The following is a 12,862-nucleotide window of genomic DNA, read 5'->3' as shown; positions in this document are numbered from 1 at the left end:
GGTTAGGGTGCGCTGCTAGCACTCGATAATGGCCTTGACCACGCCCTGCTGCGGATCCAGCAGCGTGGAGAAACGGCTGGCCACTTCGTTGAGGGGAATACGGTGGGTGTTGAGCGCCTGATCGGGGATCAGGCCGTCGCGCAGGCATTGCTCCACATAGCGGAAATCTTCGACGGTGGCATTGCGGCTGCCCATCAGGGTGGCTTCGCGCTTGTGGAACTCGGGATCGGAGAAGGTGATCGTGTCACGCACCACCGAGATCATCACGTAGGTGCCACCGTGGGCGATAAATTCAAAGCCACGCTCCATGGCCCGGGCGTTGCCGGTAGCATCGAAAACCACATCATAAAAATCGCCATCGGTAAGGTCGGCGAGCGCATCTTTATCGCCGTCGCCAATCTTCACCGCGGCGTGAATATTCAGATGTTTGCGGCAAAAATCCAGACGGTCGTCACGGGTATCCAGCACCGTGACCTGCGCTCCGCGCAAGCCGGCAAAAATCGCCGCGGCCATGCCGATCGGACCGGTACCGACTACCAGCGTGCGTTGCCCGGCCTGAAGGTTCGAACGGCGCACCGCATGGGCGCCAATGGACAGGAATACGATCATTGCGGCCTGGTCCAGGGTCACCCCGACGGCCTTGTGGATGAACTGATGGGCGACACTCAGGTACTCGGTAAAGGCACCGTCACAGTGCACACCCAGCACCTGGATGCGCGAGCAGCAGTTGGTCTTGCCCTGCCGACAGGCGATGCACGTACCACACGAAATGTAAGGCATCACGTAGACCACATCGCCCGGCACCAGGGCGCTGCCCTCTTCGCTGGCCTCGACGATGCCGGAAAATTCGTGGCCCATCACCCGCGGGTACTCCAGATACGGCTGGTTACCGGTAAAGATGTGCAAGTCGGTACCGCACACACCCACGCGTTTGATCCTGATCAGGGCTTCACCGGGGCGACGCTCGGGAATAGGGCTTTCGAGGGTGGTGAGCAAGCGGGGTTCGTTACAGATCACAGTCAGCATTTTTTATTCTCCGTCGATAGCGCAAGGGCTACCGGGTATTGGCGAGACCACAATGGGTGCGGCTCGAAAACTACACGGAGGAAAAAATATTGGCAAGACCAATTATTTTTTTAATGAATTGGCCTTACCAGATTCCATGCCTGGATTTACCCCCCGAACGGGTCAGCAGGAGTCGCGCTCAACCAGCGGGCAGGCAATCTTGTGGATGGCGCAGTCGTCCCGGCCTTCGATCAGATGCAGTGCCGCGCGGCGACCCATTTCGTAATACGGCAACTGCACGGTGCTCAAGGGTGGGTAAAACAGCTCGGCAACCCCCACCATATTGTCAAACCCCAGTACCGCCACATCGTGCGGAATACGCAAGCCGCGACTGAGCAGATACTGATACGCCACCAGGGCAATCCGGTCGTTGCCGCAAATCAGCAGGTCAAAGGGCGGAGTTCCATTACCCGCTAGCAGCTGTTGCTCCAGCACCACAAGGGTGTGCTGATAGCCGTCATCGTCGGGCAGGTCGAACTGAGGCAGTTGCGCGGCACTGATCCCGGCCTCGTCCAGAGCGCGGGCCAGTCCGCGTTGGCGCAACCCCCAGGCCATACTGCTTTGCGGCAGGTTTATGCAGAGCGGACGGCGGTAGCCCTGTCGCAGCGCTTGGCGTACCGCCTGATACTGCCCGTCTTCATCGTCTGATATATAGCAAGCAATGCCGGTTTCGGTGCTGACGCAATTGCCCAGAACCAGCGGTATGCTGCGCAGTACCTGCGGAATGTCCACCCGGCGAAGCTGCATGGCGCTGAAGATGATGCCGTCCGGTTGATGGGAGAGCATCAACTCGATGGCCTTCTGGCAGGGCGGGGCTTCAAACACGTTGAGGATAAACACGTTCCAGCCATGCTCGCGGGACGTACGCTCCATCGAGAGCAGCATTTCAACGGCAAAAGGAGTGGTGGCCGTATCCAGGGCAAAGATGCCAATGGTCTTGCCACTGGAGTGGCCGCCGCGGGTCTTGCGCGCAGAAAGACTGGGCACATAACCCAGGGTCTCGACGGCCTGCAGCACTTTGGCCAGGGTCTCCTGATTCAACTTTCCCGGGGTGTTGAGGGCCCTGGAAACGGTCATCAGGGAAACCCCCGCCAGCCGTGCAACATCTTTTACTGAAGCCATGGGTACGCGCCATACGTGTCTGACCGGGCATGATGTCATGCCTGATAGCGTCAGAACAGCATGAGCAAGGACGGCGCGCCCTGCGCCAAAAGGCCCGACTTCATAGCTTCAGATCCGCCAGCCCCCACACCAGGGCCTCGCCAAAATGGCCTGTGCCATTGACGGCATAAGCCCGCAGCGCAAGGCTGTCGGCCTTTGGGTAAATTCGGCTGCTCAGGCTCCAGGCGCCATCGTCGACGAACACTTCGATGGATGAACGATCGAGAAAAATTCGCAGGGCAATACGTGTCTGCCCTGCCGCGATCGGTACACTGCGAACTCCGCTCACCCCGGCGCCGGAATGTTGCCTGTCGAGCACCAGGCGCCGGGCCATGGCATCAAAATACAGCAAGGTACGCTCCTGCTGGTCATTGCTGCAGCGCAATGCCAGACCAAAATGTTCAGCGCTGCTGGCGGCAATATCCAGCTCAAGTTCAATCTCCAGCAGCGCCCCCCAGGTATCCAGCAACTGATTGGCAGACTTCAGCGCACCTATCTGCAGCACCTGCCCCGCCTGCCTCAATGCAATCAGCTCGCGGGCCGGACGCATCAGCAGTCGATCACCGTCGCGACTGACTTCACGGGGCAATGTCAGCGCCCCGCACCAGTGCTCGGCCTGGCTGGGCATCGGGCTTTCCCACATGTCCATCCAGGCCCATAACAAGCGACGGCCATCTGGTGCGAGCAAGGTCTGGGCAGCATAGAAATCGTGGCCATGATCGAGTTCATGGTGCGGGCCACCGGGTTTGAACACACCCTTGTCGTCCAGTTGCCCCATGCGGTAGCTGTTCTGATACAGGTTCCAATTGTCATATCCGCAGGGCTTCAAGCCCTGGGGCGAGTACAGCAACACATCGCGCCCCTCCAGCTCGAAAATATCCGGGCACTCCCACATATACCCATCAAGTTCACGTTGCCCCTGCAGCGCACAGCCCAGAAAGTCCCAGTGCAACAGGTCATCTGAACGATAGAGCAGCAACTGCGGGTCATCCCCAAGGCGTGCCCCCAGCGCCATCCACCAGGCCCCGTGGCGCTGCCACACCTTTGGGTCACGAACATGCATGATGGCCGGGTCAGGCGGTGTGTCGATGACCGGCCCGTGCTTGATAAAGGTAATGCCATCGGTGCTGCTGGCCAGGCACTGGACCTGACGGATGTGCTGGTCATCACCCGGCTCTTGCAACCAGATGTGACCGGTATAGATCAGGTACAGGGTGTCATCGAGTACCACTGCAGAGCCTGAGAAGCAGCCATCACGGTCATAACTGTCACCCGGTGCCAGGGCGATGGGCAAATGCTGCCAATGCACCAGGTCGTCGCTGCTGGCGTGCCCCCAGTGCATGGGGCCCCATTGTGCAGAAAAAGGATGATGCTGATAAAACATGTGGTATTGGCCGCGAAAGAACACCAGGCCGTTAGGGTCGTTCATCCACCCGGCTGCCGGGGCCAGGTGATAGGCGAGGCGATAGTCGTTGCCGCGTTCGGGCAGTGTTTGTTCAATGGCGCGATGGGCCATGTCCAGCCGTGCAGCGTGCATGGGGTGGTCCTTGTCAGGGTTCATAACGGGTAACTGATTGAGTGATGGCGGGTAATGCCAGCGCTTCGGCAACAGCGTTTTTGCCCGGTGGTTGCCGTGGATCGTTGCGCAGCAGGGTCCAGGACAGCAGCAGGCAGGCGCCAGCCAGAGCGGACATGGCCAGGTAAACATCGGCAAATCCGTATTGGTCATAACCGTAGCCAACCAAGGGCGACAGCAGCATGGCGGTGAGTTGCTGGGCGAAGTGAAAGCCCACCAGATAGATCGAGGCAGACAGGCGCGGGTCGAAATTGAACGCAATATATTTGAACACCGAGACCAGCAGGATCGGCACCTCAACCGCATGCAGCATCTTGAACACGGCGATGGCCCAGGTTTCTGTAGCCAGGCCGGAACCCAGAATGCGAAAAAACATGATGCTGCCCGCCAGGATCAGCCCGTATTTCGCACCGGTACGGCCAACCACCCAAGGGGCAACCAGGAGCAAGCCGGCCTCCAGCAGGACCTGGGATGAGTTCAGGTAACCATAGGCCTGAATGCCCTGTTCCGGGGTCGCAAAAAACGACGAGAAATACACCGGAAACTGCTGCTCGTAGATCATGTAAATCCCGCACACCCCGGTCAGATAGACACTGAAGGCCCAGAACCGCGGCAACTTGAGCAATTGCCATAGATCACCGACAGATACGGGTGCAGCGCCACTTGCGCCGCTGGCGCAGCCGGGTTGGTTGAACCGGCTCAGGTCCAGTCGAAACAGAATGAGCAAAAACGCCACGCCGGCAGCACTGCTCATGTAGAAGGCAATATTGGGGTTGATGTTGAACACCACACCCACAATGCAGGTGGCCGCAGCCCAGCCCAGGGAACCCCACATCCTGCTGGTGCCGAACTCGAAACCCACGTGCCGTGACAACCGTTCGGTATAACTTTCGATCACGCCAACCCCGGCCAGCATGGCAAAGGCCAGGAAAACCGCCCCCACCACTGCGCCGAGCACTACGTTCTGAGCCAGCAAGTGGCTATAGACATAAATCGCGAAGGGTGCGGCGGTGCACAGCAGCAGGCCAATCCATACCAGCAGCTTGCGGGACAGGCCGAGCTTGTCCTGCAATGCCCCGTAGAACGGCTGGATCAGCAGTGCTGCGATTGCATTCGCGGCAAATACATAGCCGGTCTGCGCGCCATTGAGGCCGATGACCTGATGCAACCAGATGGAAAAAAGCGAGTAACTGGAAGACCATGAAAAAAAGAAAAAAAACAGCAAACCGCTGATAAGCCAGTAATCACGCTTGACCGTCCGTTGCATGGGTGTCCCTCTTGTTCTTATTTAAGTTAACGTTAACATTTTCTCCTATTACGGATGCCTACAGCTTCGCTGTCAAGCTCATGGCTCAGGAAAGCAGCAATGGACAGGGCCTGGAAGCGCATATCAGGTCGCGATGACCCGGTGCCTGATGAGGTGTTTTTTTGACACCTTGCAGGGGAACCCCTGCGCAAGGACATCAAGCAGGTTAAGGATTAACCCGACTACGTCGCCAGCCTTCAGTCGGGCTCAGGCTAGCCTGTAATGTGCTGGCATTTGCAGGCTGACCCGTGCCAGGTAACAGGCCGCAGGGCGACTGGTACAAGGCTTACCCGCTGAGTTTCGTATACCATATATCTTTTACAAGCGAATGATGACCACCGTGGCCCATCCAAAACTCAATGCACCCGACCTCGGCAATTCGCCTTCCACATCGGAAATCATCACCCTGCATTTGCGCGATGCGATTGTCGCCGGGCATTTCGCTGAAGATGAACCGATTCGCCAGGATGATATCGCCCGCCAGTTCAATGTCAGCAAAATCCCCGTGCGCGAAGCCCTCAAGCGACTTGAAGCTGAAGGGCTGGTGATGTTCCAGCGCAACCGCGGCGCCATGGTCACGCGCATTTCCGAGGCCGAACTGGCGCAGATGTTCGAAGTGCGCATGCTCCTTGAAGACAAACTGCTGCGCCTGGCCATTCCCAACATGACCGCAGACACCTTTGCCCGTGCCGAACGCATTTGCCAGGAGTTTGTCGGGGAAGATGACGTGGGCCGCTGGGCCGAGCTTAACTGGGAACTGCACGCCTGCCTGTACGAGCCGGCGCAGCGACCGTTCATGATCAGCCTGATCCGCTCAGTCAATGACAAACTGGAACGCTACCTGCGTATGCAAATGAGTTTGTCGGCAGGTAAACACCGTGCCGATCACGAACACCGGGAGATCCTTGACGCCTGCCGCGCTGGCGATGTTGAGCTGGCCGTCAAGTTGCTGGATGAGCATATTGCCGGCGTGTGCAAAACCCTGTTCGAGCATTTGCCGCAAAGCCATTGAGCCTGTACGCAACGCTTTAGCTTGTAGTCGCTGAGGAGCGCAGCGAGGCTGCGATCGGTTTGGTGCGCCACCGCGACACAGCAGTCGTAAAATCGGTTAATGCGTTGGGCCAAGTACATCCGGGGCTCAGGGTTTACGACCGCTTCGCAATCGATCGCAGCCTCGCTGCGCTCCTCAGCGGCTACAAGATTTCGTGTTCTTCACTCCCCCACCGAGTACACCGTAATACACAGGTCGATCCCCAATGACTGCATGCGCAGCAAGGTATCGATCGGGATCGGGTGGCTGACAGAACCTGGTGTAACTCCGCTGTTGTAGCCAATATCCAGGGTCTTTTTTGTACAGGCTTGCCATAACGGCTGCAGTGCTTGCGGCAATTGCTCAATGGCATCGAGCAAGGCCCTGATGCTTTCATCAGGGGTGGGGTAACTGCCTTGCGGGCCAAAGGCTTCGAAAACAGAACGATAGAGGTCGCCGTCAGCCTGACTGTCATGCAGGCAACTGATTGATACCTCAGGCAGATCTCCAGGCGCCATTGAGTCTGCCAATGGTGCCAGGTCAACAGGAGCCGTGAGCATCAGGTCTGTATTGAGGTAGTACACCCCGATGTCATCATCGATAGGCATAGGCTTCACACTCCCGGGAAAAGTACCTCGCCCATACTGCCCGCAGGGCAAAAAATAGCCAATACCGCCAAAAAGCCAGCAAGTGTTCCTTTGTGGGGCATTTCCCACAGTAATGCTCCCTTCTGTAACACCCCCCTGCTACCGCTCAACCCCTCCAGTACCAGAGTGCCATCACGCAAGCCTGCAAATACCGCGCTCGCTCACTTATTGCGGCCTGCGGCAAAAATCGGCACACGCCTTGCAAAACAAATATCGTATACGAAATCCAAAGACCGTTAATCAACAGCCCTTCAACGACTCCGAGGCTTCCATGAAAAACCCCGTACTTGCCGTAGCTCTCAGCGCTGTTCTCAGTACCTCCTTTATTGCCACGGCGCAGGCCGACAAGCTCGACGATATTATCGGTTCGGGCAAGTTGCGCTGCGCTGTCACCCTGGACTTCCCGCCCATGGGCTCCCGTGACGAGGCCAACAAGCCCGTCGGCTTTGATGTGGACTACTGCAACGATCTGGCAAAAGTGCTCGGTGTCGATGCCGAAATCGTTGAAACCCCCTTCCCTGACCGGATTCCGGCGTTGGTCTCCGGGCGCGCCGATGTCATTGTGGCCTCCACTTCCGACACCCTGGAACGGGCCAAGACCGTTGGCCTGAGCATTCCTTACTTTGCCTTCCAGATGGTGGTGCTGACCCGCGACAACACCGGTATCAACAGCTTTGAAGATCTCAAGGGCAAGGCCCTGGGCAACACCAGCGGCACCTATGAAGCCATCGCCCTGGAAAAAGACGTGAAAAACTGGGGCAGCGGTTCATTCCGCGCCTATCAGTCGCAGAACGACACCCTGCTGGCCGTTGCCCAGGGCCATATCGAGGCCACCGTGGTCACCAACACCGTGGCTGCGGCTACCCTTAAATCAGGCAAGTACAAAAACCTCAAGGTCGCCGGTAACGCGCCTTATGTGGTCGATTACGTGTCCCTGGGCGCCAAGCGCAACGAGTACGGCCTGCTCAACTACCTGAACCTGTTCGTCAACCAGCAAGTACGCACCGGACGCTACAAGGAGCTGTGGACCAAATGGGTCGGGACCGAGATTCCACCGGCTGATCTGACCGTACCTCACGTTTATTACTGAGGTATCCAGCATGTCCGGGATAAGTTCTCTTGAAGGCCGCAGCCTGGTTGATGGTTGTGCATCCGCCCCGCTGCTGTACGCCGAGGTCGGCCTGAGTTTCTGGGGCGGCGTCGACCCGTTCAGCGGCGAGGTGATCGACCGCCATCACCCGCTCAGCGGCGAATGCCTGGCCGGCCGTGTGCTGGCAATCCCCAGCGGGCGCGGCTCCTGTACCGGCAGCAGTGTGCTGATGGAACTGATCAGCAATGGCCATGCTCCTGCTGCGCTGGTGCTGGCCGAGGCCGACGAGATCCTGACCCTTGGCGTGCTGGTGGCACAGACCCTGTTCCAACGTTCCCTGCCGGTGCTGTGCATCGGCAAGGAAGCCTTTGGCCAATTGCGCGGCAAGGCGTTCGCCAGGGTCGATGGCACCGGTTTGAGCCTTTACGATTCAACGCCTGACGATACTCCGGCACCACGCAACGACAGGCCAACCGAAGATGCACACAGCTCGATCGAGCTGACCGCACACGACCGTGCACTGCTCGACGGCAGCCAAGGCAAGGCCGCTCAGGTGGCCATGCAGATCGTTTTGCGCATGGCGCATATCCAGGGCGCCAAATATCTGGTGGACATCACCCAGGCCCATATCGACGGCTGCATCTATACCGGGCCGGCGAGTTTGCGCTTTGCGCAACAACTGGTGGCATGGGGTGCCAAGGTGCGGGTACCCACCACCCTCAATTCGATTTCCGTGGATCAGCGCCGTTGGCGCGAACTGGGTATCGACCCGGCGCTCGGTGTACCCGCCAGCGCGCTGGGCGATGCTTATATGGCCATGGGCGCACAATTGAGTTTCACCTGCGCGCCTTATCTGCTCGACAGTGCGCCCAAGGCCGGCGAGCAGATTGTCTGGGCCGAATCCAACGCGGTGGTTTACGCCAACAGCGTGCTCGGCGCACGCACCCTCAAGTACCCCGACTATCTGGATATCTGTATCGCCCTCACCGGCCGGGCACCGCTGATTGGCTGTCATCTGGAAGATCAGCGCAAGGCCCGTTTGCACATAGAAGTGCCGCCCCTGTCCAACCTTGACGACTCTTTCTACCCGCTGCTCGGCTACCACATCGGTGCCCTGGCCGGCAGCCGGATCCCGCTGGTTTCCGGGCTCCAGCAGCAGCATCCGAACCTGGACGATCTCAAGGCATTCGGTGCGGCCTTCGCCACCACCAGCGCCGCTGCGCTGTTTCATATCGCCGGGGTTACCCCCGAAGCTCTCGACCCGACACGGGTGATCGATGGGCCGCTGCCGGTGCTCAAGCTCAGCCTGGAGGAATTGCGGCTCAGTTGGCAGGAGCTCAACAGCGCCCGCGATGCCAGGGTGGATGTGGTGTCACTGGGCAACCCGCACTTTTCCCTCAGCGAGTTCGCCCGTTTGGCAAGCCTGTGCCAGGGCCGCCACCGTCATCCCGACGTGGTACTGGCGATCACCTGTGGTCGCACCGTGCTGGAGCAGGCCCGCGTCGCCGGGCATATCGCCGTGATCGAAGCCTTTGGTGCGGTGATTATCAGCGATACCTGCTGGTGCATGCTCGGTGAACCGGTGATTCCGCCAGCCGCCAGAAACCTGATGACCAACTCGGGCAAATACGCCCATTACGCCCCCGGCCTGGTGGGCCGCAGAGTTCACTTCGCCAGCCTCGCCGAGTGTGTGGATGCGGCGTGCAGCGCCACGGCCAGCGGGCGCTTGCCGCAGTGGCTGCAAGCCGCTGCCTCACTGGAGAACGCACCCCATGTTTGACTATACCTTCCAATGGCGCTCTGCCCTGCGCGCCTTGCCGGACATGCTCGCCGGTGCCCTGGTGACCTTCGAGACCGCTGCCCTGTCGATGATCTTCGGTGTACTGATCGCCCTGGCCCTGACGGTGATGCGCGAAAGCAAAAACCCGCTGCTGCGCGGCGCCGGTAATGCCTGGGTGTCCATTGCCCGTAACACGCCCTCGTTGTTCCAGATTTATGTCCTGTACTTCGGGCTCGGCTCCCTGGGCCTGCATGTCAGTTCATGGGTCGCCCTGCTGGCCGGGATCACCTTCAACAACGCAGGTTACCTGGCCGAGAACTTTCGCGGCGGGCTCAAGGCCGTACCCGAAACCCAGGTACGTGCAGCTCGCTCGCTGGGCATGAGCGCCTTCCAGACCTACCGCATGATCGTCGTACCGCAGCTGCTGCGCATCGTGTTTTACCCGCTGACCAACCAGATGGTCTGGGCGGTGCTGATGACCTCGCTGGGGGTGATCGTGGGCCTGAACAACGACCTCACCGGTGTAACCCAGGACTACAACGTCAAAACGTTCCGCACCTTTGAATACTTCGCCATTGCCGCGGTGCTGTATTACCTGATTGCCAAGGCGATCGTTGCAGCAGCCCGGCTCATGGCCTGGCGACTGTTCCGTTACTGAGGACTGCCCATGTTTTCCACCAGCTTTACCTGGAACGATTTTCTGTTTTTGCTGCAGGGGGCATGGGTCACCCTGCAACTGACCAGCTGGGCGATTTTGCTCGGCACCGTTGCCGGCCTGCTGTTCGGCCTGATGCGTGCCTTGCTGCCACGGGCCAGCCTGCCGCTGGCCTGGGTGCTGGATGTGTTTCGCAGCGTGCCTTTGCTCATTCAGTTCGTGCTGTTCAACTCGCTCAAGAGCATCGTCGGCCTGAACATCAGCGCTTTCAGCGTCGGCTGCATCGTGCTGGGGGTCTACGCTGCCGCGTACTTCACCGAGATCGTGCGCAGCGGCGTGCTGGCAGTGCCGTTTACTGTGCGCCGGGCCAGCCGTTCGCTGGGCCTGAGCTACCTGCAGGACCTGCGCTACATCGTGTTGCCCATTGCCATGCGCGTGGCCTTCCCCGGTTGGCTCAACCTGGTGCTCAGCGTGATGAAAGATACCGCACTGGTGATGTGGATCGGCATCGTCGAACTGCTGCGCGCCTCGCAAACCATCGTCACCCGCATCCAGGAACCGATGCTGGTGCTGTGCATCGCGGGCCTTATCTATTACGTCATGAGCCTGGTGGTTGCGCGCCTTGGTGCTCGCCTGGAAAAAAGGTGGCAAGAAAATGATTGAGATCGACAACGTCTACAAATCCTTCGGCGACCTCGAAGTGGTCAAGGGCGTCAGCCTGACCGTGAACAAGGGTGAAGTGGTCTCGATTATCGGCGGCTCCGGCTCCGGCAAGTCGACCCTGCTGATGTGCATCAACGGCCTGGAACCGATCCAGAAAGGCCATATCCGCGTCGACGGCATTGCAGTCCACGACCGCGCCACCAACCTTAACCACCTGCGCCAGAAAATCGGCATCGTGTTCCAGCAATGGAACGCCTTTCCACACCTCACCGTGCTGGAAAACGTGATGCTGGCGCCGCGCAAGGTGCTGGGCAAAAGCAAGGCCGAAGCCGAGGCCCTGGCGGTGCAGCAACTGACCCATGTGGGCCTGGGCGACAAGCTCAAGGCCTTCCCCGGCAAGCTTTCCGGCGGCCAGCAACAGCGCATGGCCATTGCCCGCGCCCTGGCCATGTCACCGGACTACATGTTGTTCGACGAAGCCACCTCGGCCCTCGACCCGCAATTGGTGGGCGAGGTGCTCGACACCATGCGCATGCTCGCCGAAGACGGCATGACCATGGTGCTGGTCACCCACGAAATCCGCTTTGCGCGGGATGTATCCGACCGCGTGGCGTTCTTTCGCAATGGCCTGGTGCACGAAATCGGTACCCCCGATCAAGTCATCGGCAACCCTGTGCACGCGGAAACCGCGGCCTTCCTCAAGTCGGTCAAATAGGAGCAGAACATGCGTTCATCGAAAGTCATTCATGTGGTCAGCTGTCACGCCGAGGGCGAGGTCGGTGACGTGATCGTCGGCGGTGTGGCGCCGCCGCCCGGGGCTACCGTATGGGAGCAATCGCGCTGGATCGCCCGGGACGAGACCCTGCGCAATTTTGTGCTCAACGAGCCTCGCGGCGGGGTGTTCCGGCACGTCAACCTGCTGGTGCCGGCCAAGGATCCACGGGCGCAAATGGCCTGGATCATTATGGAACCGGCCGACACTCCGCCCATGTCGGGTTCCAACTCGATCTGCGTGTCCACGGTCTTGCTCGATAGCGGCATCCTGCCGATGACCGAACCGCAAACCCGACTGGTGCTCGAAGCTCCCGGTGGCCTGATCGAGGCCGTAGCCGACTGTCGAGACGGCAAGGTACAACGGGTCGAGATCAAAAACGTGCCCTCCTTCGCAGATCGCCTGGATGCCTGGATCGAAGTCGAGGGGCTGGGATCGCTCAAGGTCGACACCGCCTATGGCGGCGACAGCTTCGTACTCGCCGATGCCAAGGAACTGGGCTTTGCCATCAGCCCGGATGAAGCCAGGGACATCGTTGAGACGGGTTTGAAAATCACTCGCGCCGCCAACGAGCAACTGGGCTTCATCCACCCGTGAACCCGGACTGGTCGCATATCTCGTTTTGCCAGATCGCTGCGCCTGTGGTGTATGAGAACGGTATTGCCAGCGGCGCCAACGCGGTCGTGATCCGCCCGGGCAAGATCGACCGCTCGCCCTGCGGCACCGGTTGCTCGGCGCGCATGGCGGTGTTGCAGGCCAAGGGGCTGCTCAAGGTGGGCGAGCGCTTTATCGGCCGTTCGATAATCGGCTCTGAATTTCATTGCCGCATCGACTCCATGACCGAAGTGGCCGGGCGCGTCGCGATCTACCCGTGCATCTCCGGACGGGCGTGGATTACCGGTACCCATCAACACCTGCTCGACCCGAGCGACCCGTGGCCACAGGGCTATCGCCTGTCCGATACCTGGCCGGGTGCCAACTGACCTGAGCATTTACGCAATACCCGTAGCAGCTGACGAGCGCAGCGAGGCTGCGCTCGTCAGCTACAGGAACACTGCAACTGTGGGAGCGAGCCTGCTCGCGAAGGTCGTTCGCGAGCAGGCTCGCTCCCACAATA

11 protein-coding genes and 1 pseudogene are annotated in these 12,862 nt (G+C 59.7%); 7 read left to right on the top strand and 5 right to left on the bottom strand.

Annotation, left to right across the window (positions count from 1 at the left end; genetic code table 11):
* Positions 1-15: 15 nt before the first annotated feature.
* The 4 genes from GHO03_RS13905 to GHO03_RS13890 all read right to left on the bottom strand — a co-directional run bounded on the left by GHO03_RS13905 (position 16) and on the right by GHO03_RS13890 (position 5,069).
* Positions 16-1,026: a zinc-binding alcohol dehydrogenase family protein gene (locus GHO03_RS13905; RefSeq protein ID WP_153400068.1), complete on the bottom strand. Its 1,011-nt coding sequence runs from the start codon at positions 1,024-1,026 to the stop codon at positions 16-18.
* Positions 1,027-1,188: 162 nt separating this feature from the next.
* Complete coding sequence (locus GHO03_RS13900) at positions 1,189-2,187, bottom strand: LacI family DNA-binding transcriptional regulator (protein WP_150628444.1); 999 nt, start codon at positions 2,185-2,187, stop codon at positions 1,189-1,191.
* Between the two features lie 100 nt (positions 2,188-2,287).
* A complete protein-coding gene (locus GHO03_RS13895) occupies positions 2,288-3,763 on the bottom strand; it encodes a sucrose-6-phosphate hydrolase (protein ID WP_153400066.1) in 1,476 nt (491 codons plus the stop codon).
* A 13-nt stretch (positions 3,764-3,776) separates the two neighbouring features.
* Positions 3,777-5,069 carry an MFS transporter gene (locus GHO03_RS13890; RefSeq protein WP_095000326.1) on the bottom strand — a complete coding sequence of 431 codons (1,293 nt, stop codon included), beginning with the start codon at positions 5,067-5,069 and terminating at the stop codon, positions 3,777-3,779.
* Positions 5,070-5,448: 379 nt separating this feature from the next.
* Here GHO03_RS13890 and GHO03_RS13885 point away from each other — a divergent pair, with 379 nt between their 5' ends.
* Positions 5,449-6,120 (top strand): GntR family transcriptional regulator, encoded by a 672-nt coding sequence (locus tag GHO03_RS13885; protein ID WP_231386332.1) that lies wholly within the window; start codon positions 5,449-5,451, stop codon positions 6,118-6,120.
* 200 nt (positions 6,121-6,320) lie between these two features.
* Here GHO03_RS13885 and GHO03_RS13880 read toward each other — a convergent pair whose 3' ends face one another.
* Complete coding sequence (locus tag GHO03_RS13880; RefSeq protein ID WP_153400064.1) at positions 6,321-6,746, bottom strand: hypothetical protein; 426 nt, start codon at positions 6,744-6,746, stop codon at positions 6,321-6,323.
* 310 nt (positions 6,747-7,056) lie between these two features.
* Between GHO03_RS13880 and GHO03_RS13875 the strand changes: the two genes are divergently transcribed.
* The 6 genes and pseudogenes from GHO03_RS13875 to GHO03_RS13850 all read left to right on the top strand — a co-directional run bounded on the left by GHO03_RS13875 (position 7,057) and on the right by GHO03_RS13850 (position 12,728).
* Positions 7,057-7,875 carry a transporter substrate-binding domain-containing protein gene (locus tag GHO03_RS13875; protein WP_095026449.1) on the top strand — a complete coding sequence of 273 codons (819 nt, stop codon included), beginning with the start codon at positions 7,057-7,059 and terminating at the stop codon, positions 7,873-7,875.
* A 10-nt stretch (positions 7,876-7,885) separates the two neighbouring features.
* Positions 7,886-9,655: an aconitase X gene (locus GHO03_RS13870; RefSeq protein ID WP_153400062.1), complete on the top strand. Its 1,770-nt coding sequence runs from the start codon at positions 7,886-7,888 to the stop codon at positions 9,653-9,655.
* Positions 9,648-10,313, top strand: a complete 666-nt coding sequence (locus tag GHO03_RS13865; protein WP_095000329.1) for an amino acid ABC transporter permease — start codon at positions 9,648-9,650, stop codon at positions 10,311-10,313. Before GHO03_RS13870 ends, GHO03_RS13865 begins: the two co-directional genes overlap by 8 nt.
* A 9-nt stretch (positions 10,314-10,322) precedes the next feature.
* Entirely contained in the window at positions 10,323-10,973 is a 651-nt protein-coding gene (locus GHO03_RS13860) for an amino acid ABC transporter permease (protein ID WP_095000330.1), read from the top strand.
* Positions 10,966-11,688 carry an amino acid ABC transporter ATP-binding protein gene (locus GHO03_RS13855; RefSeq protein WP_095017989.1) on the top strand — a complete coding sequence of 241 codons (723 nt, stop codon included), beginning with the start codon at positions 10,966-10,968 and terminating at the stop codon, positions 11,686-11,688. Before GHO03_RS13860 ends, GHO03_RS13855 begins: the two co-directional genes overlap by 8 nt.
* Before the next feature lie 9 nt (positions 11,689-11,697).
* Positions 11,698-12,728, top strand: a pseudogene (locus GHO03_RS13850) (proline racemase family protein).
* Positions 12,729-12,862 lie beyond the last annotated feature (134 nt).

Source organism: Pseudomonas sp. FSL R10-1339 (genome assembly GCF_009600545.1).
Lineage (GTDB): Bacteria > Pseudomonadota > Gammaproteobacteria > Pseudomonadales > Pseudomonadaceae > Aquipseudomonas > Aquipseudomonas bubulae.
The sequence above is the reverse complement of the archived record's forward strand: the minus strand, read 5'-3'. Positions and strand labels throughout refer to the sequence as shown.

Bases quoted from the DNA above. Each gene is read 5' to 3' on its own strand.
- GHO03_RS13905 (WP_153400068.1), bottom strand. From the start codon at position 1,026: ATGCTGACTGTGATCTGTAACGAACCCCGCTTGCTCACCACCCTCGAA.
- GHO03_RS13900 (WP_150628444.1), bottom strand. From the start codon at position 2,187: ATGGCTTCAGTAAAAGATGTTGCACGGCTGGCGGGGGTTTCCCTGATG.
- GHO03_RS13895 (WP_153400066.1), bottom strand. From the start codon at position 3,763: ATGCACGCTGCACGGCTGGACATGGCCCATCGCGCCATTGAACAAACA.
- GHO03_RS13890 (WP_095000326.1), bottom strand. From the start codon at position 5,069: ATGCAACGGACGGTCAAGCGTGATTACTGGCTTATCAGCGGTTTGCTG.
- GHO03_RS13880 (WP_153400064.1), bottom strand. From the start codon at position 6,746: ATGCCTATCGATGATGACATCGGGGTGTACTACCTCAATACAGACCTG.
- GHO03_RS13875 (WP_095026449.1), top strand. From the start codon at position 7,057: ATGAAAAACCCCGTACTTGCCGTAGCTCTCAGCGCTGTTCTCAGTACC.
- GHO03_RS13870 (WP_153400062.1), top strand. From the start codon at position 7,886: ATGTCCGGGATAAGTTCTCTTGAAGGCCGCAGCCTGGTTGATGGTTGT.
- GHO03_RS13865 (WP_095000329.1), top strand. From the start codon at position 9,648: ATGTTTGACTATACCTTCCAATGGCGCTCTGCCCTGCGCGCCTTGCCG.
- GHO03_RS13860 (WP_095000330.1), top strand. From the start codon at position 10,323: ATGTTTTCCACCAGCTTTACCTGGAACGATTTTCTGTTTTTGCTGCAG.
- GHO03_RS13855 (WP_095017989.1), top strand. From the start codon at position 10,966: ATGATTGAGATCGACAACGTCTACAAATCCTTCGGCGACCTCGAAGTG.